We start from the raw sequence: 24026 nt of genomic DNA, 5'->3' as shown, positions 1-24026 counted from the left end.
AGCGCTTCATCGTGGTGGATTCCGTCTATCAGCAGTTCCGCGACAAGTTCGTCGAGAAGATGCGCCAGATCGAGTACGGCGACCCGACCGACGAGAATACTCAGCTCGGTCCGATCGCCCGGGACGACCTGCGCGATACCCTGCATGACCTGGTCAAGCGCTCCATCGACGCCGGGGCAACCTGCGTGTTCGGCGGCGAGATTCCCGACGGCCCGGGCTATTTCTACCCCAGCACCGTGCTGGAAGATTTGAAGCCCGGCATGCCCGCCTATGATGAAGAGCTGTTCGGCCCGGTGGCGTCATTGATCCGCGTGAAGGATGAGGACGAAGCCATTCGCGTGGCCAACGATTCCCGCTATGGCCTGGGCGGCGGCATCTTCTCCAAGGACGAGAAGCGCGCCATCGATATCGCGCGCAATCTGTTCGATACCGGCATGGTCAACATCAACGGCTACAACATCGCTCAGCCGCAGTTGCCCTTCGGCGGCGTCAAGGACAGCGGCTACGGCCGTGAGCATGGCGGCTTCGGCATGAAGGAGTTCGTCAACGTCAAGTCGGTGATGATCGTAGAGTGATTCCCGCCGTCAGTTGACGGCATGACGTAATCGAAAGCCCTGCATTCGCCAGAATGCGGGGCTTTTTGTATGTAAGGGGTTCAATGACCGGTATTCAAACAGTAAGCGTAATACCGCACTGTGGTAAAGCATCGCAACCCCCTACGCCAGGGTCAGGTGGTTGTCCCAATGCACGGGTAATTGAGTAAGTCGAACCGGTGCGCTGAACGTGCTGTTCAGACGATAGAGCCCACCGCGGCCCGAGGAGACGAGGAAATCGTTTTCGCCACTTGCGACTACGCCGGCGGCGTCTCCTAGGGCGAGTTCGCGTAGCAGTTTCCCGGTATGGGTTTCCAGGATCAACACCCGGGCGCCCCGGGGGGCTGTGATCGCGGCGTGGCGGCCGTCGCCGGAAATGGCGACGCTGGCGATGTACTGCTTGAGCGACGTCGTTAACTTCTCGGGCAGGGCAAGTTCTTTAAATTCACCGGTCGGGCCATCCAGCCGGGCAATCAATGGCGGTGTTTCCCATTCCGGCCCCTGAAACTGATAACCCGCAATCACCGTTCCGTCTGGGCCGACATCCAGGTGCCGACAACTCAACTGGTGATGAGACGGCATGTGACGCTTGAGAATCTTACCGCTGTGACGGTCCATCAGTATCAGCGCCGGCGCCATGCTCTCCAAATTGAGTTTGGCGCGGCCATAGTCCGGGTGGGTTTCGATGCCGCCAAGGGCCACGATCAGGGTGTCGCTATCCGGATGCAGGCGCAGCTCGTGGGGGCCAATGCCGTCGAGAGGTAGCTCCTTCACAAAGGTATAGTCGCGCTCCGCATCGAAGACCTGCACGATACCCTCGGCACTTTCAAATCGATTGGCGGTGGCGTAGAGATAGCGCCCATCCGGGCTGAATACGCCGTGACCGTAAAAGTGCCGGCCTTCACCTGCCTCAATGGACAGTCGCGTACTGCCCGCATCGATATCCAGCACATGAAGCTGCCGCCCGGGGCGACGAGCGAACATTACCACTTCGCGCTTGCCCGGGCGCCGGGTGCCGCCATGGCAGCGCTCCGGCACCTTAGTCATGAAGGCCAGTTCACCGCGAAGAGTAGCGCCGGCCAGGCAGTGATTGCCTTCGGCATCGTCCACCGCGCTGAACAGCAGCGGTTCATTCTCCGCCCAGGCCCAAGGGGCGGGAGCCAGCCCCGCCCAGGCGCCCAGGGCTAGACTGTTCTTGAGAAAACGGCGACGGCCTAGCATGGTTCAGTCTCCATCGCTCGAATTGAATCCCTGCTTGATGTCCAGCGCCGGGGCGATCTTGTACTCCATCAGCTGGCGCAGCTGCTCGACCTGCACGTACAAGCGCTGCAACCCTTTATAGGCCTGTTCGTCCTCTAGCGCCGGCGCGAGCCCGGAAGGCAGCGACTCGGCCAAGGCGCGGGTCTCGGATAAGGTCTCTTCTAGTTCCTGACCGAGCTCGGCCTCACCCTCTTGTTGCAGCAGCGCCTGGGCCCCCGGCACGAAACTCTGCTCTAGACCCGCCAGCGAGGCCGCGATCAGAGTGACGGATTCGCCGCTGCGCCAGGCATCTGCCAAATAGCCATTGCGGGATTTGCCGCGTAGGCCCATGGGCTCTGCCAGGCGTTTATCATCCAGAATCTGCAGGCCATGCAGGGCGCTTTCCACGGTGATGTCCGCATAGCCTTCGGTGTTCAGGTAATGCTCCTCAAAAGCCTGCCAATCCTGGTTCAGCGCCTGGGTCGTGGTGGCCAGATGCTGGCCGATGGCGCTGGCCAGGGCGCAGCCTTGTTGTGATTCTAGCGGTAGCGTATCCCCGTTCTCGGACTCGAACAGCAGGTATTCCAGGGCCGGAAAGCCCTTTAACGCAACGCTGTCCGCAGAAACCTGCTCGGGGGTAGGGGGATTGGGAGCCTTGAGCCAGGCATCGACCTTCTTGGCAACGAGGTTTTTGCGATCCGGCCAGAACTGTAGCTGCCAGGCGCGGCTTTGCTGCTCGATGGGGCCGAAATCCACATAGCGCACCTGCTGCCAGGTCTTGTAGGCCTCAAGCCAGGCATCCCGCACTGCATTGGTATTCTGGCAGCCGCCTTGCAGGGTATCCGCAAGGGCAGCGCTTTCATCCTGGAGCGTCTGATACTGCCCACCAATGGCGGTGTACCAGCGCTCCTTGGGGTCGGCTTCATCATCGGCCCAAGCCGACGATGACAGCAGGGAAGTGGCAAGCAGAGCAAAAAGAGAGCGTCGCAAGGTCATGCAGTTTGTTCCTTATACTCTTTAAAGAGATTCGAGAAAGCGCAGCAAGGTCTCGCGCTCTTCTGCCGGCAGGTGGCGATACTGCTCCTTGGCGCTCTTGGCTTCACCACCATGCCACAGGATGGCTTCTTCCAGGGTACGGGCACGCCCGTCGTGCAGGAACCCGGCGCGCGGATTGACGGTCTGCGCCAAGCCAACGCCCCATAGCGGCGGGGTGCGCCACTCTTGACCGCTGGCCTTGAATTCGGGCCGGCCATCCGCCAATTCCTCGCCCATATCGTGCAGCAGCATGTCCGTGTAGGGCCAGATGGCTTGATCGCTCAACTCCGGTCGACCCTCAACTTCGGCAGTTTGGTGGCGCGGCGTATGGCAGCCGGCACAGCCAAGGTCGTTAAATTTCCGCGCACCGGCCTGTACCGCTGGGTCGTCCATGTCCCGCCGTGCCGGCACCGCCAGGCTGCTGGCGTAGAAGGTGATGAAGTTGGCGATCTTGTCACTGACTTCCGGCTCGCCGCCGTGGGGTGTTTCGTCACAGCGCTGCTTGGGATCGCAGTCTGTGGCCAGATTCAGACTCGAAGTCAGGCCCATGTCGCCGGCAAAGGCGCCCAGGCTTTGTTGCTTGATGCTGACCTCGCCTGCCTTCCAGCCGAAGCGGCCCATCTGGAGGGTATTGGTGGCGCGGTTCCAGGCGTTGTTGGGGCGCCCGGAGATGCCATCGCCATTGGCATCTTCGGGGTCTGCGTTGACCAGAAGATCCTCTTCGCTGATCGCTTCGAGCAGACCCAAGCCGATCATCGGTGGTGCGACCCGGGGCGAAGTCAGTAGATCATCGGGCAGGGGGCCGTAATTCGAATTCTCTATGCGATATTCGGGCACGCGCAGGCTTACCGTCGCGCCATCTTCCAGGCTCATGTTGCGCTCGATGTAGTCCACCACCATGTTTGCTTCTGGCTCGACGCCGGGCAAAGCCGCATTCTGCAACTGGGTGCCATAGACAGGGGCGGGTTTGACGCCCTGGCGTTCGAGGAGTTCGGCGTCCTCTTTTGGGGCCGCGGGTACGGAGAGACGCAGGAACAATGAGACCGGCGTTTCGCCCGGGGCCGGTGGATGCCCGCGACCGTCCTTGATGTGACAGCCCTGGCAGGAGTTGGTATTGAACAACGGGCCCAGGCCGTCCCGGGCCTCGGTGCTGGCGGGGGCCTCGACCCAGGGGTTGCGGAAGAAACTGTTACCCACGCTGAAGTCGAGACGCTTGGTCATCGACTGGTTGTCCAGTGGGAGCGAATACGCATTGTGATCGAACTGCTTCACGGTGCCGCCGCCCGCGCTCTTGGGGGTGTCCTGTAGCGGATATTCTTTGGCGGCAGCGCTGGTGGTCAAACCAAGCAGGCAAATACTTGCCCAGAAGATCAGATGATGCGATGCGGTCATATAAAACAGACCTCGTTGAAGCCTCAGCGGCGAAGCTCCGAGTAAAGGAAACTTCTAAAGGGAACTTCGCCGTGAGACTTGTTTAGGCGGGTAAATCAGAAATCGTGGCCGGCGGTGTCCGGCTCCAAGGATGCGATGCCCAGCTTGTTGGCAGCCTGTTCGATGGAGCCGGTCTGTTCGACGAGTGCCAGGATGGCGTGGTTGATCATCTCGCTGCCTTGCGCGTTGCCCGGGGCGATCATCATGTCGAACTTCATCGGTGACTCTTCGGCTTCGGCGGTCTGTTTCAGGGTGTCGAGGGCCGCCATGGAGTCCTTGAGCTGTTGACGCAGGGTGGCGTCGAGTTCGCTGTCTTGCTTGGCGACTAGATCCGAGGGAGACGGGCCGCTCAGTTCGCTGCCGTTCACCCGCTCATAATGACCGGTATAAACGTTGCGAATGCCTTGGCCGTTGTAATAGTGGGCATTGTGGGTGTTATCGCTGAAACAGGAGTGCTCGTCCTCATAGGAGTTGGCTTCAAGAGCGACCTTCATGCGCTCGCCAGCGAGTTCCCCCAGGGACAACGAGCCCATGCCGAACAGCATGCGCTGCAAGCCTTCTTGTGGCTTGAGCGCCAGCAGCTCCGAGCGATAGTTGTCTTGTTGATCCGCGGCCCATTGCGCCACCATCCATTCGAGATCATCGACAAGAAGGTCCGTGGCTGCATCCAGATAGGCGGCGCGACGATCGCAGTTGCCGCCGGTGCAGGCGTCACCGGTCTGGTAGTCACTCGGAGGACGCTCGCCATTGCCTGCCTCGAAGCCATGCAGATCCTGGCCCCACAGCAAGAACTCGATGGCGTGGTAGCCGGTAGCCACGTTGGCTTCGGAGCCACCGATCTCGTTGAGATCCGCCAGTAGCTGCGGCGTCAGATCGCTGACGTCCACGGTCTCGCCGCCGACGTTGATCTCTTCGCTGGCGATGATATTGACCGTGGCACCTTGGTTGCCCAGTTCGTGCTGATAATCATCGCCCTTAACGTAATCGATCATGCCCTCGTCCAGGGGCCAGGCGTTGACCTGGCCTTCCCAGTCGTCCACCACCGGGTTGCCGAAGCGAAACACTTCCGTCTGCTGATAGGGAACGCGAGCCGCCAACCAGGCCTGCTTGGCGGCTTCAAGAGTGTCGGCACTAGGGTTTTCGATGAAGGTATCGGTAGCATCATCGAGTTCCTGCGCCGTGGTCAGGGCATCCTGGAAGGTGGCATGGGCCAGATCGGCATAGTGCTCGACCACCGCCTCAGGTTGGACGTTTTCTTGTGCCTGAGCAAAAGAGGCCATGCCGGCTGTAGCAAGGGCAGCGACCAGCGGAGTGAGATGAAAGCGGTGGTTCATGACAGCTTCCTGAAATCGAGAAGGGTGAAAAGAAAGAAAATCATTATTGGATGAGAAATGTTCTTCTTCGCGATTATAGGCCTTCGATCGCTTGTTGCAATGCCTTTCCCTTGGGATCTCACGCTACTGGCTACTTCCGTTCATTGCAGTGACTTGGCGAATCGCTGGGCCGCGGCTTGAGGATCCGGGGCGGCGCAGATTGCCGAGATGATCGCCACACCCCGAGCACCGGCTTCGCGCACCGCTTGCACATGCTGGGCCTGCAAGCCGCCGATGGCCACACTGGGTAGCGGGCTTGCTGCGGCCAATGCTGCCAGCCCATCGAAGCCCAGCGGCGATTCATGATCTTTCTTGGTAGAAGTAGCGAATACCGGCCCCAGGCCGACGTAATCGAGTTGAGCCGTATCGACTTTTGCCAATTGCTCATGGGTATTGATGGAAAGCCCCAGGATGGCATCCGGACCGAGCGCCTTGCGCGCCGCCGCAGCGTCACCGTCGGTCTGGCCGATATGCAGGCCGTCTGCGTCCGCGGCCAGGGCCACGTCGAGCCGGTCGTTGATGATCAACGGAACGCCGCTACCGGTGAGAGCCTCTTTCAGCGCCCTGGCCTGCTCGATCAGTTCCGCGTCCGTGGCGTGCTTGTCTCGCAGCTGCGCCAGGGTAACGCCGCCGCGCACCGCAGCCGTTACGGTCTCGACAAGGCCGCGTTCGGCGCACATGGCCGGGTCGGTGATCAAATACAAGGATAAATCAAAGGTCATCGTCGATCTCCAGGCGCAGGCGGGCATTGAGTTGGGTGTCATTCAGGTTGTACAGAGCGTCGATAAAGGCAACGGCGAAGCTGCCAGGGCCGTTTGCGCTTTCGCCGGCTATTTCACCGGCAACCCCATAGCAGGCCATGGCCGCCAGGGTGGCGTCGAAAATATTCTCGGCGCCGGCAATAAAAGCGGCGACCACGCCGGTTTGGGAGCATCCCAGCACGGTAATACGCGGCATCAATGGGTGACCGTTGGCGACCCGAGCCTTTCGCTTGCCATCGGTGATGAAGTCCACCGGGCCGCTGACTGCCACCACGCCGCCGGTGAGTGTGGCGAGTTCAAGCGCGGCCTGTTCCGCTGCTTCGACCGGATCAGTACTGTCCACTCCACGCCCGCTGCTGCTTTCGGATGCCAGGGCGATGATCTCCGAGGCGTTGCCGCGGATCACGCTGGGGTTCTGTTCGACGATACGTGTACCAACCCGGCGACGAAACGCAGTAGCACCTACCGCTACTGGATCGAACACCCAAGGCTTGCCTACCTGATTGGCGGCCTTGGCGGCAAGCTCCATGGACCCGACCCATTCGGCCGATAGAGTACCGATGTTCACGCTAAGCGCATCGGCGAGTGCCACGAATTCTTCCACCTCTTCCTTGGCGTGCACCATGGCCGGTGATGCGCCGACCGCCAGCAGTACATTGGCCATCACGTTCATCGCAACATGATTGGTGATGTTCTGCACTAGCGGCGCATTCTGGCGCATACGAGCAAGATGGGAAGGGCAATCGAACATGCATCTGCCTCCAGGCGGAGGCGGGTCGGGAGACGCCACGACTTCCTCCGCCAGTATTGACTGGTACAGAGCCTGTCCATGATCTACTGCGTTCATGAACAGGCTCTCAGGTTCCGAGGGTGCTTCTCAGCCGGCTTTCGAGTTGTGCATGAAGCCAGCGCCCCTGTCGTGGTTTTACCTAATCACGGTCGAAAGAGGCTGTCAAAGAAAGAGGGCCGCATGATTGGAACTCGTCTCTTGACCGGCATAGGCTGTAGAGAGGTCGTCATGACATGCATGGCGATGGTGTTCACGCGCCCAGGCAAGGGCGTCAATGCGGAGGAAATCGCAGATGAGTCACAGTAACGTGGCCGAAATCATCGTGGAAACCCTGGCTCAGGCTGGCGCAAAACGCTGCTATGGCGTGGTCGGCGATACCATCAATCAGTTTACCGATGCCATTCGGCGCAGCGATCTTGAGTGGGTGCACGTTCGCCATGAAGAAGTAGGCGGATTTGCCGCCGGGGCCGAGGCCTATATGACCCGGGAACTTGCCCTGTGTGCCGGCACCTGCGGCCCGGGCAGCCTGCACTTCGTCAACGGCTTGTTCGATTCGCATCGAAATGGCTCGCCGGTGGTATTCATTGCTTCCCAAATACCCACCAGTGAAACCGGCGTCGACTTTCCTCAGGATGTCGATCCCGTTCCCATCTATGAGCAGTACAGTGTTTTCTGCGAGACGATCATCAACCCTGATCAGGCGCGGCGCATGACGGCCCTTGCGGCACAAGCCGCGCTGGCCAAGAACGGCGTGGCGGTGCTGGTCGTTCACGGTGATCTGTTCACCCAGACGCCTAGCCAGGATCTGCCGTTTCGCGCCCATCGCGTCAATCCCGTCATCTATCCCAACGAGCTGGAGTTGGCCCCAGTGGTCAAGCAGCTCGACAAGGGCGGCAAGATCTCCATCTTCGCCGGTTCCGGTTGCGAGGGCGCCCGGGAGGAGGTCATGGCCTTGGCGGCCAAACTCAAGGCACCCATTGCCTGGACCTCCCGAGCCAAGGATTTCATCGAACCCGACAATCCCTTTGAGGTCGGCATGACCGGGGTGTTCGGCCTGGCTGGCGGATTCCATGCCGTGGGGGAGTGCGACACCCTCTTGCTGCTGGGCTGTAACTTCGCCTGGGGGCAGTTCTATCCAGAAAAGGCGACCATCATTCAGGTGGATATCGACCCGCAACAGTTGGGAAAGCGTCATCCAGTGGACATCGGCCTGATGGGCAGCGTGCGCGGCACCTGCGCGGTGCTGGCGCCGATGCTCAAGGAGCACACCGATACCAAGTGGCTTGATCGCTGCCGCAAGCAGTACCTGAAAGCCCTGGAGAGCACCGCCCACGAGTCCAAGGATGACAACCTGATCCATCCTCAGGAGCTGACCCTGGCCCTCGACAAGCTGGCGCCGGACAACGCCTTTTTCACCGCAGACGGCGGCAGTCCCATGGTGTGGATGCTGCGCCACATTCGTACCCGCGGGCAGCGTCGCACCCTTGCCAGTCTCGTTCATGGCACCATGGCCAACGCCTACCCTCAGGCGATTGGCATCCAGAAGGCCTTTCCCGATCGGCCGGTCATCGCCATGTGCGGCGACGGCGGCATGACTATGCTGATGGGGGATCTGTTGACCCTCAAGCAGGAAAAGGTGCCCGTGAAGATCGTCGTTTTCAACAACGGTGCCCTGGGGTTCGTCGAGATCGAGCAGAAGGTGGAGGGACTACTGGATAGCTACACTGATCTTGAAAACCCGCATTTCGACAAGCTGGCCGAGGCGCTTGGTTTCTGGGGGCGGCGTGTGGAACAGGATCATGAGCTTGAGCCTGCCATCGCCGAGTGGCTGGCCCAGGACGGCCCGGCGCTGCTCGATGTGAAGGTCAACCGGATGGAGCTTGTCATGCCGCCCAAGGTCGAAGCCGGCCAGGTTGCCTCCACCGCGATGTACTCCACCAAGGCCGTGCTGGACGGGCGCATGGAGGATGTCGTCGATCTGGTGAAAAGCAACTTCCTGAAGCGGTAAATCAAGACAATACGAATAACCGCGTTCAATCGGGCGCCGTCAGGCGCCCGAGCATCACGATCACGCCATTCAGATGTTCGATTTTTACGACAGGCGTTAAAAATATACTATGATGGGGTGTTCGCTTGCCAGAATGAGGCGCCTGTACTGCACTAAAGGGTCTGTTTGCGGTCGTTGCGATATTCTCATTCGCAGGTTCACAATGTTTCTTGATAGCCCATAGAGAGGAGCCCTCATGACACTGCAATTGAAAGACTCAAGCCTGCTCAAGACCCAGGCCTACATCGACGGCGAGTGGGTCGATGGCGATAGTGGCGAAACGTTTGACGTGGTGAACCCGGCCACCGGCGAGGTGATCACCCAGGTGGCCAGCGTCGGCGCGGACGAAACACGACGCGCCATCGAGGCGGCCCAGCGCGCCATGCCCGCCTGGCAGGCCAAGACCGCCAAGGAGCGTGCGTCGATCATGCGGCGCTGGTTCGACCTGATGATGGAGAATCAGGACGACCTGGCGGTGATCATGACCAGCGAACAGGGCAAGGTGCTGGCGGAATCCAAGGGTGAAGTGGCCTATGGCGCCTCCTTCATCGAGTGGTTCGCCGAGGAAGCCAAGCGCATCTATGGCGATGTGATTCCCACCGTGGCCAACGATCGGCGTCTGATCACCATCAAGCAGCCGGTAGGCGTGGTCGGGGCCATTTCACCCTGGAACTTCCCCAATGCCATGCTGGCGCGTAAGGCCGGGCCGGCCCTGGCGGTCGGCTGCACCTTCGTCATGAAACCCGCCAAGGAAACACCGCTGTCGGCGCTTGCCATGGTGGAACTGGCCGAGCGTGCCGGCGTGCCCAAAGGCGTCATCAACCTGGTCGCCGGCAAGAGCGCTAGCGCCATCGGCAACGAACTGACCAGCAACCCGATCGTGCGCAAGGTCACCTTCACCGGCTCCACGGCGGTGGGCAAGCAGCTGCTCAAGCAGGCGGCGGATACCGTCAAGAAGGTCTCCATGGAGCTAGGCGGCAACGCCCCGGTCATTGTCTTCGACGACGCGGACCTGGACAAGGCCGTGGCCGGCGCCCTGGCCTCCAAGTACCGCAATGCGGGCCAGACCTGTATCTGCGCCAACCGTATCCTGGTGCAAGACAGCATCTATGATGAATTCGTCAAGAAGTTCACCGCCAAGGTCAACGAGTTCAAACTCGGTAACGGCCTGGAAGACGGGGTCACCATGGGTCCCCTGGTGAACGAAGACGCGGTGAAGGGCGTGCAGGAGCTGGTCGAGGACGCCCAGAACAAGGGCGCCAAGACCACCACCGGTGGCAGCCCCGCAGATAACGGCGCCTGCTTCTACCAGCCCACGGTACTCACCGACGTCACCCAGGACATGCGCCTGTTCAAGGAAGAGATCTTCGGCCCGGTTGCCCCCATCTTCCGTTTCAAGGATGAAGCCGAAGCCATCGCGATGGCCAACGACACCGAAGTCGGCCTGGCCTCCTACATCTACACCCGGGACATCGGTCGCGCCTGGCGGGTATCGGAAGGGGTGGAGTACGGCATGGTGGGCGTCAACGAAGTCGGCATCACCAGTGAAGTCATTCCCTTCGGCGGCATCAAGGAGTCCGGCCTGGGCCGTGAAGGCTCGAAGTACGGCGTCGAGGATTATCTGGAGATGAAATATATCTGCATGGGTGGGCTGGATAGCTAAGTCGACTATCGAGTAGCACCTAAAGAAAGCCGGCGAACAATCGCCGGCTTTCGTCGTTTAGTGGTTCTTTATATGGCAAAGAGAGCACATTCCATCTTTACTGAGGTCACCCGTAAAGCTGATAGGAGATTCCATGAGCACGTCACTTAGCCCCAAGCTGCAACCCTGGTTGGATCAGGTCAATGTATTACTCGAGCAGCAGCGTCAAGCCGGCGCGAGTTTTTCTCCGATCAGCGCTCGGGAAGCATTGGCCTACGTGACCATGAACCTGGTCACGCAGCGCCCGGAGCTTCCTTGGGTCGGGGATGCGATGATCGATACCGACGACTACTCGGTGCCGGTGCGTATCTACGACCCGGCGCCAGAGACGCCCAAGCCGGTGTGTGTCTATCTGCATGGCGGCGGTCATGTAGCCGGTGGGGTGACGGTCTATGATTCGATCTGCCGCAAGCTGGCCAAGGCCAGCGGTCACCTGGTGGTGTCGGTGGAGTATCGCCTGGCCCCGGAATGCCCCTATCCGTTGGCGGTGGACGATACCTTGGCGGTACTCAAGCATTTGTGGCCGGCGCTCGAGGCCAAGCAGCGTAAGGTCGTGAAATCGCTGACGGTGGCCGGAGATTCCGCAGGAGGCGCGCTTGCGGCAACTGCCAGCGCCCGCCTGCAGGATGACGACAGCATCCCGCTACATCGGCAGATACTCATCTACCCGAGCCTCGATTACACCCTGTCCTGTCCATCAGTACAGGAGTTGGGGCAGGGCTACTTCCTGGAAGAAGCGCGTATTCGCTGGTATTTCGACAGCTACTTTCGTCTGGGCGGCGATCGCCGCGAGGCTTCGGCGCTATTCATGCCGATGACGAAGGCCATGCCGGACACCTTGGTCATCACCGCCGGTTTCTGTCCGCTGCGCGACGAGGGACTGGCCTACGTAAAACGACTCGAGGAAGTCGGCGTCATGTACCGGCATCATCATTTTCCGGACATGCTGCACGCTTTTCTCAACATGGAGGATCTGGTGGCGAAAGAGTGTGATGAGGCGTATCAGGCAATGGCAGCGTTTCTCAGTCAATGACGATCAGTGTTCGGGGTTCGGGTTGTTCGCGAATATGCGTGACTTGGGAGGCTCTAATCTCGGCATGGGGAAGATAAACGATGGGCTAGGGTGGGACCTCATGCTGATGTCAGGCTGCCCCGACCCCCATGCCCATAAACAATCCCCCTATCTTGCTGTCGTCGCTACTCCTGATCACCTTCTCGATGGTGGGGTGCGCCGGCGGTGGCGGCGGTAGTTCATCCTCCTCGACTGCTGTCCAGCCGGCGCCGGCACCTTCGCCCACCTATCGTTCCGTACCGGACACGGACACGGACACGGTGCTGGTGGGCGTGGCAGATTCCGGCTTTCGCATCACCCACGAGAGTCTCGTCAACAAGGTGGTGTCCGCGAAAAACCTTGCCGACCCTGACGATGCCGATGTTACCGCCAATAGCCGACACGGCACCGCGGTGGCCTCCATCGTGGCCATGCAAGCCGACAATACCGAGCTTGTTCTCGCCAAGGTAAATGATCGAAATGACGATTTCGCTTATGCCAATGTCATGGATTACAGCCTGGGATATCTGGCCGATGCCGGCGCACGGGTCATCAATCACAGCTACAGCGGTCGCCTTGAGGCACCCAGTGAGACAGCCTCCTACCTTGGGGTGCGTTCGCTGGATTCCCTGCACAGGATCGTCACCGCCAATGACGGGCTGGGGTCCGTCTATGTGGCGGCGGCCGCCAATGACGGCAAGGCCCTCAGTGCCAGCAACCCCATTCACCGGTACACCGACATTTTCGAGCGGATGCTGATTGTCGGTGGCGCCGAAGGACAGAACGTACACCCGTTGAGCAATTATCCGGGCGAGGACGCTGTTTGGCAGTCGCGTTTTCTCACCGCACCATGGGAAAGCGTCGTCGCGCTGAACGACGCGGATGATAGTTACGGGGTCGGCTATGGCACCTCGATGGCAGCGCCTCAGGTTAGCGCTTACGCCGCTGCGATCCTTGGGCTATGGCCGCACCTAAGTGCCAAGGCGATCTCCCGATTGCTGCTGGATACCGCCAGCCAGGCGTCGCCTCTCTATCAGGACAACACCTGCGGCGACAGTGGTAACGTCAACTGTGGTGCCTTCTATCTCGGCCAGGGGCAAGTCGATGGGGAGGCTGCACTGGCACCTCAAGGCACGCTGACGATGCCCAGCGGCGACACCCTTCGGGCCGGCGGCGAGCCCGTCGCCGCGAGCGTGGCGCATCTGTCCACGGCCTACGGTGACTCTCTTGCCTCCTCTGGCGCCCTCGATGAGGTGGCGATGTTCGACGCGTTGGGACGCGACTATCGGGGCGATCTCTCGAGTCGTGTGCTGACCGACGCCGACTCCAGGGCGCCCAGGCTCGAGCAAATGCAGCGCATGGCGGCGATCTCCGGCGAACGGCGCTCGGTCCTGCGGGGTGAAATGGGCAGTCTGGACTTCATGTCGCGTTATACGGCCACGGGTGAAACGACGGCCGCGCGTCTGGATGGCCAGCTGGGAGATAGTTACTGGTCGGTATATCAATTTGCCGGCGATGAAGGCAGCCCAATGAGCGCCTTCGCTGAAGCCGACTTCATGCCGATGCTTTCCTTTCAGGGTGGATCGGCGCTGACACGGAACCTGGAGAGTGTCGCGGGCTTTGCCCAGCGTCTGGCGTTCGGCGAGCGGTGGGCACTGACAGCCGAGCACTGGCGCGGCCAGACGGAGAATGATGGCAGCGGGCTGGATGAAGAGTATCGGGCGGAGCGTTCCGACGTGGCCTTGGCCCTGGATCTGACGAATCGCCTGACTCTCAGTGCCGGTGCTGGCATGGTAGAGGAACGGCATGGCCTGCTTGGCGCCCAGGGGGCAGCCGCACTCTCGCTAGGCGATGGCAACCAAATGAATCTGGGCCGTTTGCAGCTGAATTACCGCATGCAGGATGGCTTGTCCGCCTTCGCCCTCTACGAGCAGGGCCGCGGGAGCATGTCCGGGGATGGCCTGATTCGGCGTATCGATGACATCCGCAGCGAGGAAATGGCGCTTGGCCTGCAATGGCGCCGGGATCGCCAGCAACTCGCCATGACACTGCGTCAACCGCTGCGGCTCGTCTCCGCCGATGCCACGCTCAGCGTGCCGGTGGGACGCACACTGGAGGGGCGTGTCCTGCGAGAAGAGCGCCATGTCTCGCTTGCCCCCTCGGGGCAGCAGCGCGATATCGAGGTCGGCTACGCCTTCCTGAGTTCCGAAGGCAGCCGGTTGCAGTTCAATCTGCTCTACTCCCTGCAGCCTGGGCATGACCGCGATGCCGATGCAGAGGTGGCCACGCTGCTCAATTACACACGCGACTTCTGAGCCGCACAACCACTAGACTCTAGAAACGCTTCAGGCCGCGCAGGGGTGGCCTGAACCCCACGAAATGAGGCATTGCAGTGTACGACTTCATCATCATCGGTGGCGGCATCCTCGGCATGTCCACCGCCATGCAGCTGATTAAAACTTATCCAGAGCGGCGAATGCTGCTGATCGAGAAGGAAAGCGGGCCAGCGCAGCATCAAACCGGTCACAATAGTGGGGTGATCCATGCCGGCGTCTATTACACGCCAGGAAGCCTTAAGGCGCGTTTTTGTTTCGAGGGCAACCGCGCCACCAAGGCGTTCTGCGAGGCCCACGGCATTCCCTTCGATGTATGCGGCAAGCTGCTGGTGGCTACCGATGAAGTTGAAATGCAGCGCATGCGTTCGCTATGGGAGCGTACCGAGGCCAATGGGCTGGAGCGTACCTGGCTCGAGGCGGACGAACTGCGCGAGCGGGAACCCAATATCACCGGGATCGGCGGTATGTTCTTCCCCTCAAGCGGCATCGTCAGCTATGCCGAAATCGCCGCCGCCATGGGCCGGGAGTTCGAGCAGGCCGGTGGAGCGATTCGTTATTCCACGGCGGTGACCGGTCTCGAGGAACGCAGTAATGAGGTCATCGTCAAGACCGGCCAGGGGGAGTTCACGACGCGTCACCTGATCTCCTGTTCCGGATTGATGGCGGATCGCGTGGTGCGCATGCTGGGCCGTGACCCGGGTTTCACCATTTGCCCATTCCGCGGCGAGTACTACCGGCTACCCCCGGAGCACAACCATATCGTCAATCATCTGATCTATCCCATTCCCGACCCGGCAATGCCGTTTCTTGGCGTGCATCTGACGCGCATGATCGACGGCAGCGTCACGGTGGGCCCCAACGCGGTGCTGGCCTTCAAGCGCGAAGGCTACCGCAAGAGTGACATCTCGCTGGCTGACAGCGTGGCGATGCTGACCAATCCCGGTATTCTCAAGGTGCTCAAGGCTAATCTGCGCCCGGGATTGATCGAGATGAAAAACTCGCTGTACAAGAAGGGCTATCTTGCCCAGGTTCAGAAGTACTGCCCGAGCCTCACCCTAGACGACCTCCAGCCTTATCCTGCCGGCGTGCGCGCCCAGGCGGTTTCTCGGGAGGGCAAGCTGATCGACGACTTCCTGTTCGTCAACACCAAGCGCACCGTCAACGTGTGCAACGCGCCGTCGCCGGCGGCCACCTCGGCGATTCCCATCGGCGCGCACATCGTCGACAAGGTCAAGGAGCTGTGTCAATGACGGCCTCCTTGGAGCACCCTTCATGAGGTAGATAGCTTGAGTTCCTGGTCTATCGGCTGACGTATTTAGGATATTCAGTAGTTTCGCCGGGATATGTCACGGCTTGAGGTTCAGCGGGCTTTGCCTCGAGCTTGGGTTGAGCGGCCTGCCTTTCCATTGAGCGACGATAGGAACGCATCTTGAGGCGGAACAGCACGCGTTCGTAAAGCACCCAGACATGAAGGATCACGAACACCGCGACGAAGTCCATGGCGGTCAGCTTGAGGATTTGCAGGACATAGGCCTGCTCCTGCAAGAAGTTGCTGCTGGTCAACGTAAGGTAGGTCTGGGTGATGAATAATATCCACAGTGCAGCGGTCGCCGAAACGATGATGATGTCGCGCAGACGATACCCCCAGCTACGGCGCTGAGGGTTGTTGATGACGATTGAGTCAAGTTTATTGCTCACGAAACGACTCTCCTCTGTCAGGACTACTCCAGATAGCGGGTTGGCCACGGCGCCTGATCAGTGCCTTGGGGAAGCCGATGACCACGGTGGCCATGTTCAATAGCCAGTAAAAGAACGGGTACCAGATACACCAGAACAAGCACTTGATCATGCTGCGGTCGTATCGGCTGTCGATGGAAAAACTCACGCAGAACTGCAGCAGACACAGGATGATTAATAAACCGCCCGACCAGTTGAGGACCGCCGTCACCGAGTCCCAATCCGGCACGGACCAGGTCAGGTTGACGATCCACAGCAACATCAAGGTAAGCATTGAATAGCACCAGGCGACGCTAACTAGATATTCCACCAGCAGCGGCCAGAAACGCCGGTTACGAATGCGCAGGGCAGCCCCGAGATGCTTGAGAAAGGCTTCGGCGCCGCCTTGAGCCCAGCGAAGACGCTGCTTGTAAAGGCCACGCAGGGATTCAGGCATCAATACCCAGCACAGGGCATGAGGCTCGTAACGGATATGCCAGCCGCTGAGCTGCAGTTTCCAGCTGACATCGATGTCCTCGGTGATCATGTCGGTACTCCAGCCACCGATCTTCTCGAGCGCACTCTTGCGGAAGGCACAGATGACCCCGGAGATGGTGAACACCATGCCGTAGATGCGCTGAGCACGCTTGATAAGACCGATGATCGACGAGAACTCGCCGGTCTGTATCTTGCCGATGGCGGTGGAGCGGGTGCGCACCCGGGGGTTGCCGGTGACGCTGCCGACGTGGGGGCTGGCAATGAAATGCTCCATCATCCAACTCACCGCGTCGTAATCGAGCACGGCGTCGCCATCGATGCCGACGATGATTTCGCCCTTGGCATTGGCTAGGCCATTGTTCATGGCGCTGGCCTTGCCCCCATTGGCCTGATGCAACACTTTCAGGCCGGGATGTTTGCGTGCAAGGGCATCAAGGAGTTCACCGGTGTCATCGCGGCTACCATCATTGATGGCGATGACTTCCAGATTGAGATAGTTCTGCAAGAACAGATGGCCGATGGTTTCATTGATATTCACGCCTTCGTTATGACAAGGCACGAGTATCGTGACCCAGGGAGCCTCGGGGTCGGTCGCCGAACCGGTCACGCGTATCTGTTGACGCTCCCAGTGGAAGTAGTAGTAGATTCCGCCGCAGATCCATACCGTTGCCATCAAGCTGGGGTAGCCGATGGTAAATAGCGCTAGAATCTCCATCGCACTCATTGGGCTGCCCCCAACTCGGTTGCCAGGGAGAAATTGCGCCTCAGCACGTCTATCTCCGGATGCCCATTGAGGAAGTCAAACGGGTAGTAGCCGTAGTTCTCGATACCCGCCTGATTGATGACCTTCATCCAGTGCGCAAGCTTTTGGCTTGAAACAGGCGTCTGATCGCGCCAGTCCTGAGCCTGTAGTTCGAAGATCAGTTTGTTGGCAGGTACCTTGTCGAGTGACTTGCGCGCCAGCTCTCGAAGCCAGGCATCCGGCTCATCCGCGCCTTCCATGTAGGGCATGGCCATGACCGCGGTATAGTCGTAGGCCTTGCCGAAGGCCTCCAGGTCTTGTGCGAACCAGCGCTGGCTTTCAGGTTCGAGTACGAGCCGCGCGTAGATGTTGCGGGCCATGGCGAACGGATCGTCATCCAGCATGCGGTAATAGTTGGCCTGTTGGCCAAGTGTCTTGGTGAAGTCGATCAAAAATTGCGTCTTGTGCCGGGACCAGCGCGTCATCAAGGCGTCATTTTGACGAATATCGGTGACGGCATCCGGGAGGCCCCATTCACGCTTGTACCAGTTCCTGGCAGCTAGACCAGCGTCCTCGAAGTCGCTGAGAAAGGCGTCATCGTGAAACAGGACACCGTCGAACTTGGTATATAGCCCCAGGTCACGATAAATATCGGCGATAATCTCCCGGTTGCGTTCGACATAGGGCGACAGGCGCAGGTACTGTTCCTCGTTTGGTTTTCCTGTGCGCACGTCACTGACGTACTTGTGGCCCTTGCCCAGATCGAAGGCCATCACCGGCATCCAGGCATAGACCTTGACCCCGGAGCGCTTCTTGAGCTGCCAAGCAACGCGGTTAAAGAGATCCGCCTTGACCGGCATGTGGTCGTTGGGAAAGTAGAGCGCTTCCGCGACTCCATCCCCGTCTGCATCCGCATAGGCCTGTAGATAGACCGTGCTAATACCTTGCGCCTTGATCTTATCGAGGAGCTTATCGAGGTTGCGGCCCTGCTGAGCCTCGTCCGGATCAAAGACATAATCGAGATCCACATGCACGATCCGCTCAGTCTTACGATCCCAGGTGCGCCCGCTCAGGTATTCCTCGAAGAGCTTCATCGACGTTTCCTGATCGATCAAATAACGCCCCATGGCCCAGGTGCTTTCATCGGTATTATTGATCTTTCCCAGCAGGCTGAAGGTATGCGGCATACCGACGTCGGCAGCGATATCCAGGGTGGCGTTGCTGTAGGCACCGTAAGGCCAGAAGATGACTTTTGGCGCCTCGCCCAGTTCACGCTCGAGCTGCTGACTTGCCCGGGCAAGATCGCTGCGCACCCGCGCGACATATTCTTCTTCGCTTTCATAGCCCTGCGGTGTCCACTTCGGTGTGGTTGCGGCAGGCTCCTGGTTGCCCTGCGGGTTGCCGATGATACCGTAGTGCATGTCGTAGGTGTGCGAGGCCACTTCGATTAGAGGGGAGTCGTGCAGCTCACGCAGCTGATCCCAGCTCAGAAAGCGCTCCCGAGGCAGCATGATATCGCCATAGGGCACTTCGCCCCCTTCAGGCACCGCCATCCAGCTACCTACCGGGGCAATCACCGCCGGGTAGTCGTACAGCTTGAGCAGCGGGAAGATGATGTCGTAGACGCTACGATAGCCATCATCGAAGGTCAGTATCACTGCTTTGTCCGGCAAAGGTTGCTTACCGGTCTTGGCATCGAGCACTTGCTGAAAGCTCACCGGGTGATAGCCCAGCTTATCAATCATGTTGAACTGCTTGACCAGCAGGTCACGAGTGATGGTCTGGGGATAGATCTTCAGATCCGGCGTCTGAGCAACATCGATAATGTCATGATAACTAATGACACTGTACTCTTCGTTCTGTTGGCCGCCGCTCTGGTCAGCTAAGACCGGAAATGCCAAGGAAAATGCCAAAAGGGCAAGAATCCACTTATTCACAGGAATCTCCATTCGAAGCCAGCGGTGACGAAGTTGCCGTACTCGGGATTGCCGTCATAGACACTCTTCTGCCGGGAAAAGCCGTAGGTTAGGGTTAGATCTGGTTCCAGTTCCCAGCCGTGCCGATAACCGATCTGCCAGGTGGGATCGCTGCCGAAATCCTTCTGCCAGTAGCCTCCACCGCCCAGGGTCAGGGTCTGGATGAATGCTTTGCGATAGCCAAGGGGCAGGAGATAGCCAATATCGATTTGTCCATCGGCGCTGACATCACGACGGGGGTTGAAGTAGCTGGCTTCGACGGTGTCGTTATGGGAAGTGCCGAGGAAGACTTGTCCATCGATACGCCAGCGGTCGTAACGATAAAGCGCTTCCTGCCAGTCAGCGGTAACAGCACGACGCAAGTTGCCGTCATCGAGATCTAGAAAAGCCAGGCCAATGCCACCGGAACCTGATTTGTCCCGGGTATAGCGTGCCTCGACACCGTAGAGATCCGCATTGACGTCATCGCGCAGGGCTCGCAGCGGCGTTTCGGCAGTATTGAGTTCCACGTTGACGAGGGCGGACCAGTGGTCCGAGAAGGCGTAGTTCAACTTTCCCCATAAGAGCGCATCATCGTTGAGTTGAGCGCCTTGTCCTGCGGCTACGGACAGCGTGGCAGGATAAAGGTTGAGTTCGTAACCCACCGCGTCATAGGCGGCGTACAACGCTTTATCATCGAATTCGCCAAACTGACCGATTCGTTGAGCAAAGAAGCGCGAACCGCTGTCGTTGCGTGGTGCCTCCAGGCGCGCTTCGTAGGCCCAGTCGCGAGAACTCTGGGTGCCACTACCTTCGCTATCGCCGCGCTTTGCCTCAACGATCAATCCGCCTGCACGTTGTTCGCGGAGCTCTCGTTCCATCTCATCCCGAGCGGCACTGGGCGGGTCCTGGGCGATCTTTCTTTTGATTGCGGTGACGGTATCGCGCCACTGCCCACGATCAAGCCGCGACATAAGTACACCGTATTCCGCCTCGCGACGATCGTTTGGTGCCATGAGTTCGGCAGCGCGCTGATAGCTCTGCTCGGATCTGCGGGGCAAGCCACGCCACCGTTTGAGGTCGCCCTGACTTTGCCATAGCCAGGCATTGCCGGGTGCCTGATCAAGCTGTTGTGTCAGACGCTCGTCTGCGCGGCGCTCATCGCCACGCCAGGCCGTCAGTGTCGTTTCTAACCCACGGATACGGTCATAGCTGGGATTGGGTATGCGTTGGGTACCAGTAAAATCCCACCGAGTGGCCGGTTCTTCCATTTTCCATTTGTCGAGGGTGGCTTGAGCTTCGTCATAGCGCTGTGCGTCTGCGTAAGCGTATACCAGTGGCTCATACAGGGGATTATTCGCGTCCGTGGCAAGGCCAGGATTGGACGCGATCAACTTCTCATAAAGCTGCGCAGCCTCATTCGGGCGATGCAGCCCCATTAATGTATCGGCGCGGGTTTTTTGAAGATAAGCAGGCAACTGGCCATAGCGCTGCTGGAGATTCATGGCCAGCGCCTCGGCTTCCTGGAAACGGCGAAGCTGGGTCAAAGCCACGACCTTATCGTACTCCGCACGCTGCACCAGGCCTTCGGCGGATTCCTGTGAAGCGATAACGACATTGAGTTCTTCAAGCGCTTGTTCGGCACGCTGAGGTTCATCCAGCTGTTCGGCTAGCCGCAACTTGCCTTGGGCATCGTAAAAACGTAGCCATAAGCGATCCGCCTTGGTAAAGGCATTTGGATGTTCGCGCATTAACCGTCTGGCGGCATCAGCGGCACCAAGAGTCACTGCCGTGCGGTAAAGCGCTTGAATATCTTTTTCATTTTCAGGCTGACGCTCGAGAAGGAACTGACGCGCTTGCAACTCGGCTATGGTGTCATCGGTTTGCGCAGCAAGATAGGCACGTGCTCTGGCCCAGTCGGCACTGCGGCCGACACGCTCCTCAATACCGCTCAGCGCAAAGCTTGCAGCCTCGTAGTTCTCAAGGTCGACGTTGGTCAGCACTAAACCTAACCAGCCTTGTAAATTGTTAGGCTCACGCATGGTCAGTGCTTGATAGAATTCTAGCGCTCGCTCCAGTTTGCCGGCACGACGCGCGGCTACGCCAAGCGCTTCTAGGCTGACGCTGGAGTAATCCTCGATGCTGCAGTTTTGGCAGGTGTCGAGCGCTTCCTGATTGCGACCGTCACGAAGACGCAGGGCAATAAGGTCATCGAGTACCGCAGAATCACCGGTTCTAGCGTAAAGATTGGCCAGGCCGTCGATGGCTTCATTCATCTGGCCTTGACGCGCCTTGATGACCCAGGCTTCACGCCGGGCATCCAGATCGCCTTCTTGTGCTACTACCGAAGTAGCGCACAGGAGGCTGGATAGGCACACCAGTGTCCACCATCCTTTAGTCATGCGGTTTTCTCCCAGCCGTATAGGCAGTTTTTTTGGCGCCGAAGGTATGAACGATGTTCGCATATGATGATACATTCGGATACAAAAAGTAACTATGCAGCGCAAAGTAATCTCATGATAGGGCGCTTGCCTCTACGCCCCAACATGACATTGGTCTTCCATGAGAGTGGATTTTCTGATCTTTTTCGATTTAGTTTTAGTGCTTATATAGCTTTATTAGAATGGTTTTTCCAACCGTGGGTATTTTTTAAACAAACCTATTAAGTAAAGAGGGATGATCTGACTAGTTTTTTTATAAGCCTATGTTTAATCGAAAATTAAGAAGGAAAAATGGATAGGATAATGAAGCACTCAAAGTGTTCTTAGGTAAATATTTATTAATTATAGTAAAACACTATATCTAGCATTGAAACTAAGAATTAAAAGCACGTGCGTTAGCACTAAAAATTTAATTAATATGAGTATTTGTTTATATTATATTGTTATTTCCATAATGGTTTTCCTCATACTAATGCCGTGCAAAAAAGTAGGTTGCTAATTATATTAGACTAAAGGTTATAGCCGAAGAGTTCATACTAAATTCTAGCCGTTAAAATCGAGGTTGAATTGTAACCACTGCATTGCAGCATTAGTAACCATTCGGTACGCGCTGTCATAGCGATTAAAGTAGGCTAAACAAGCAGGGGGCCCCCAGCACTCACCGCTTTGGCCTTTATCAAGGAATATTGAATGTCATCGACCGTACTGGGTATCGTATATATGTGCCTCGGCGTGCTGTTTCTTGCATTGGGCGACGCCGTGGCCAAATGGCTGAGCGAAAGCTATGCCCCCGTGCAGATCGTCTTCTTCCGCATGCTGGTTGCTTTACCATTGATCATGTTGATAGCTCGATTCAACGGCGGTTTGCGCACCTTGGGTACGCGACGCCCCTTGATACATTTACTGCGTGGGCTGATCGCCACCGTCATTACGTTCAGCTTCATAATGGGTCTATCCTTGTTGCCCTTGGCGGAGGTCACGGCTATCGCCTTTGCCGCCCCACTGTTCATTGCGCTGCTATCGGTTCCCCTGCTCGGTGAGCGAGTCGAACGCTTGCCACTGATCGCCTCCTTCGTTGGCTTTGCAGGCGTACTGATCGTGGTGAGACCCGGCGCAGCAGGATTTCAGCTTGGGGCATTGGTGGTACTGCTCGCAGCCATCTGCTATGCACTCTTGATGATTACCGCGCGCCTTTATGGTGGCCGCGAACATCTCTGGGCCATGGTGTTTTATGTGACCCTGGTGCCGCTGATCGTTAGCGCGTTGTTGTTGCCACTGTTCTGGAAACCGCCTCAACTCGTGCATTGGCTGGGCTTTGTCAGTGCGGGGATAATGGGGGTGGCAGCGATGGCCTTCATTACGTTGGCGTTTCAACATGCGCCGGCATCGATTGCCGCGCCTTTCGATTACACGGCGATGGTCTGGGCGGTGCTGTTGGGCAGGTTGTTCTGGGGCGAGCTTCCCGATACCTGGGTCTATGTCGGCACCACCGTCATCATCGCCAGCGGCCTCCTCGTCGCTTTGCACGAACGCCGTGTCGCCATCAAGGCTCGTCCCACGCTTTGAACCCGGGATTGGCCAACAAAAACGCCGACTGCAAAAGTCGGCGTTTCATTATCACGGGTGCTCGATCATTGGCGACGACCTTCAATAACCAATCAGGTCTTGTCGGGTTGCTTGACCATGCGCAGATAAGGTTTCTTTTCATCCCAGCCTTGGGGGAAAAGTTCCTTGGCCTGCTCGTTGGGAACCGAGGGAACGATGATGCAATCGTCGCCATCGGTCCAGTTCACTGGCGTTGCCACCTTGTAGTTGTCAGTGAGCTGCAGGCTGTCGATCACCCGCAAAATCTCAGTGAAATTGCGCCCGGTGCTAGCCGGGTAAGTAATGGTCAGGCGTACCTTCTTGTTGTGATCAATGATGAATACCGACCGCACCGTCAGAGTGTTGTCGGCATTGGGATGAATCATATCGTAAAGGTCGCTGACCTTGCGGTCTTGATCGGCCAGCAACGGGAAATTCAGGCCGTAGCCCTGAGTTTCCTGTATGTCTCCGGCCCAGGCCTTGTGGTCGTCGAGTGGATCCACCGATAGACCAATAGCCTTGACGTTGCGCTTATCGAACTCGGGCTTGAGTCGCGATACCTCGCCAAGCTCCGTGGTGCATACCGGCGTAAAATCCGCAGGATGCGAGAACAGTACAACCCAGCTATCGCCGGCCCACCGATGAAATTCGATGGATCCTTCGGTGCTATCTTGCGTAAAGTCCGGGGCAGTATCGCCAAGACGTAAAGACATGTTGTCACTCCTTTTGTTA

The 24026-nt window shown here is 58.5% G+C and carries 18 protein-coding genes; 7 read left to right on the top strand and 11 right to left on the bottom strand.

Features of this window, described 5'->3' with window-relative positions; genetic code table 11:
- Positions 1-575 (top strand): aldehyde dehydrogenase family protein (locus tag H7850_RS17575; RefSeq protein ID WP_227370791.1); only part of this gene is annotated, 575 nt, incomplete at its 5' end.
- A gap of 141 nt (positions 576-716) precedes the next feature.
- Here H7850_RS17575 and H7850_RS17570 read toward each other — a convergent pair.
- From H7850_RS17570 to thiM, 6 genes are all read right to left on the bottom strand, one after another.
- Complete coding sequence (locus H7850_RS17570; protein ID WP_227370790.1) at positions 717-1814, bottom strand: DUF1513 domain-containing protein; 1098 nt, start codon at positions 1812-1814, stop codon at positions 717-719.
- 3 nt (positions 1815-1817) lie between these two features.
- Positions 1818-2828, bottom strand: a complete 1011-nt coding sequence (locus tag H7850_RS17565; RefSeq protein ID WP_227370789.1) for an imelysin family protein — start codon at positions 2826-2828, stop codon at positions 1818-1820.
- A 21-nt stretch (positions 2829-2849) separates the two neighbouring features.
- Complete coding sequence (locus H7850_RS17560; protein WP_227370788.1) at positions 2850-4259, bottom strand: di-heme oxidoredictase family protein; 1410 nt, start codon at positions 4257-4259, stop codon at positions 2850-2852.
- A gap of 95 nt (positions 4260-4354) precedes the next feature.
- Positions 4355-5632, bottom strand: a complete 1278-nt coding sequence (locus H7850_RS17555; RefSeq protein ID WP_227370787.1) for an imelysin family protein — start codon at positions 5630-5632, stop codon at positions 4355-4357.
- A gap of 140 nt (positions 5633-5772) precedes the next feature.
- Positions 5773-6393, bottom strand: a complete 621-nt coding sequence (thiE, locus tag H7850_RS17550) for a thiamine phosphate synthase (protein ID WP_227370786.1) — start codon at positions 6391-6393, stop codon at positions 5773-5775.
- Positions 6383-7183 (bottom strand): hydroxyethylthiazole kinase, encoded by an 801-nt coding sequence (thiM, locus tag H7850_RS17545; protein ID WP_227370785.1) that lies wholly within the window; start codon positions 7181-7183, stop codon positions 6383-6385. The genes thiE and thiM overlap by 11 nt, the downstream gene beginning before the upstream one ends.
- Before the next feature lie 331 nt (positions 7184-7514).
- Here thiM and H7850_RS17540 point away from each other — a divergent pair, with 331 nt between their 5' ends.
- The 5 genes from H7850_RS17540 to lhgO all read left to right on the top strand — a co-directional run bounded on the left by H7850_RS17540 (position 7515) and on the right by lhgO (position 15608).
- Positions 7515-9230, top strand: a complete 1716-nt coding sequence (locus H7850_RS17540; RefSeq protein WP_227370784.1) for a thiamine pyrophosphate-dependent enzyme — start codon at positions 7515-7517, stop codon at positions 9228-9230.
- Between the two features lie 235 nt (positions 9231-9465).
- Complete coding sequence (locus H7850_RS17535) at positions 9466-10932, top strand: NAD-dependent succinate-semialdehyde dehydrogenase (protein WP_227370783.1); 1467 nt, start codon at positions 9466-9468, stop codon at positions 10930-10932.
- A 133-nt stretch (positions 10933-11065) separates the two neighbouring features.
- A complete protein-coding gene (locus tag H7850_RS17530; RefSeq protein WP_227370782.1) occupies positions 11066-12004 on the top strand; it encodes an alpha/beta hydrolase in 939 nt (312 codons plus the stop codon).
- 128 nt (positions 12005-12132) lie between these two features.
- Entirely contained in the window at positions 12133-14337 is a 2205-nt protein-coding gene (locus H7850_RS17525; protein ID WP_227370781.1) for a S8 family serine peptidase, read from the top strand.
- 77 nt (positions 14338-14414) lie between these two features.
- Complete coding sequence (gene lhgO, locus H7850_RS17520) at positions 14415-15608, top strand: L-2-hydroxyglutarate oxidase (RefSeq protein WP_227370780.1); 1194 nt, start codon at positions 14415-14417, stop codon at positions 15606-15608.
- A 49-nt stretch (positions 15609-15657) separates the two neighbouring features.
- On the opposite strand, the gene H7850_RS17515 is transcribed toward lhgO, so the two are convergent.
- Genes H7850_RS17515 through pgaA form a run of 4 tightly spaced genes read right to left on the bottom strand, consistent with a single transcriptional unit; the run spans position 15658 to position 21671 of the window.
- Positions 15658-16056 (bottom strand): hypothetical protein, encoded by a 399-nt coding sequence (locus tag H7850_RS17515; protein WP_227370779.1) that lies wholly within the window; start codon positions 16054-16056, stop codon positions 15658-15660.
- The gene (pgaC, locus tag H7850_RS17510; protein ID WP_227370778.1) at positions 16046-17296 is read right to left on the bottom strand and encodes a poly-beta-1,6-N-acetyl-D-glucosamine synthase; all 1251 of its coding nucleotides are present in this window, start codon (positions 17294-17296) and stop codon (positions 16046-16048) included. The genes H7850_RS17515 and pgaC overlap by 11 nt, the downstream gene beginning before the upstream one ends.
- Positions 17293-19251 carry a poly-beta-1,6-N-acetyl-D-glucosamine N-deacetylase PgaB gene (gene pgaB, locus H7850_RS17505; RefSeq protein ID WP_227370777.1) on the bottom strand — a complete coding sequence of 653 codons (1959 nt, stop codon included), beginning with the start codon at positions 19249-19251 and terminating at the stop codon, positions 17293-17295. The genes pgaC and pgaB overlap by 4 nt, the downstream gene beginning before the upstream one ends.
- On the bottom strand, positions 19248-21671 hold the full coding sequence (gene pgaA / locus H7850_RS17500; protein WP_227370776.1) for a poly-beta-1,6 N-acetyl-D-glucosamine export porin PgaA: 2424 nt from the start codon (positions 21669-21671) through the stop codon (positions 19248-19250). Before pgaA ends, pgaB begins: the two co-directional genes overlap by 4 nt.
- Positions 21672-22400: 729 nt before the next feature.
- Between pgaA and H7850_RS17495 the strand changes: the two genes are divergently transcribed.
- Positions 22401-23276: a DMT family transporter gene (locus tag H7850_RS17495; RefSeq protein WP_227370775.1), complete on the top strand. Its 876-nt coding sequence runs from the start codon at positions 22401-22403 to the stop codon at positions 23274-23276.
- 92 nt (positions 23277-23368) lie between these two features.
- On the opposite strand, the gene H7850_RS17490 is transcribed toward H7850_RS17495, so the two are convergent.
- On the bottom strand, positions 23369-24007 hold the full coding sequence (locus tag H7850_RS17490; protein WP_227370774.1) for a peroxiredoxin: 639 nt from the start codon (positions 24005-24007) through the stop codon (positions 23369-23371).
- Positions 24008-24026: the final 19 nt, after the last annotated feature.

The organism is Halomonas sp. M20, assembly GCF_020622265.1.
Taxonomy (GTDB): domain Bacteria; phylum Pseudomonadota; class Gammaproteobacteria; order Pseudomonadales; family Halomonadaceae; genus Modicisalibacter.
Note: the sequence above shows the minus strand (reverse complement) of the source record. Positions and strands in the feature narration are given on the sequence as shown.

Coding starts and splice junctions, on each gene's coding strand:
- H7850_RS17570 (WP_227370790.1), bottom strand. CDS start 1,814: ATGCTAGGCCGTCGCCGTTTTCTCAAGAACAGTCTAGCCCTGGGCGCC.
- H7850_RS17565 (WP_227370789.1), bottom strand. CDS start 2,828: ATGACCTTGCGACGCTCTCTTTTTGCTCTGCTTGCCACTTCCCTGCTG.
- H7850_RS17560 (WP_227370788.1), bottom strand. CDS start 4,259: ATGACCGCATCGCATCATCTGATCTTCTGGGCAAGTATTTGCCTGCTT.
- H7850_RS17555 (WP_227370787.1), bottom strand. CDS start 5,632: ATGAACCACCGCTTTCATCTCACTCCGCTGGTCGCTGCCCTTGCTACA.
- thiE (WP_227370786.1), bottom strand. CDS start 6,393: ATGACCTTTGATTTATCCTTGTATTTGATCACCGACCCGGCCATGTGC.
- thiM (WP_227370785.1), bottom strand. CDS start 7,183: ATGTTCGATTGCCCTTCCCATCTTGCTCGTATGCGCCAGAATGCGCCG.
- H7850_RS17540 (WP_227370784.1), top strand. CDS start 7,515: ATGAGTCACAGTAACGTGGCCGAAATCATCGTGGAAACCCTGGCTCAG.
- H7850_RS17535 (WP_227370783.1), top strand. CDS start 9,466: ATGACACTGCAATTGAAAGACTCAAGCCTGCTCAAGACCCAGGCCTAC.
- H7850_RS17530 (WP_227370782.1), top strand. CDS start 11,066: ATGAGCACGTCACTTAGCCCCAAGCTGCAACCCTGGTTGGATCAGGTC.
- H7850_RS17525 (WP_227370781.1), top strand. CDS start 12,133: ATGCCCATAAACAATCCCCCTATCTTGCTGTCGTCGCTACTCCTGATC.
- pgaC (WP_227370778.1), bottom strand. CDS start 17,296: ATGAGTGCGATGGAGATTCTAGCGCTATTTACCATCGGCTACCCCAGC.
- pgaA (WP_227370776.1), bottom strand. CDS start 21,671: ATGACTAAAGGATGGTGGACACTGGTGTGCCTATCCAGCCTCCTGTGC.
- H7850_RS17495 (WP_227370775.1), top strand. CDS start 22,401: ATGTCATCGACCGTACTGGGTATCGTATATATGTGCCTCGGCGTGCTG.
- H7850_RS17490 (WP_227370774.1), bottom strand. CDS start 24,007: ATGTCTTTACGTCTTGGCGATACTGCCCCGGACTTTACGCAAGATAGC.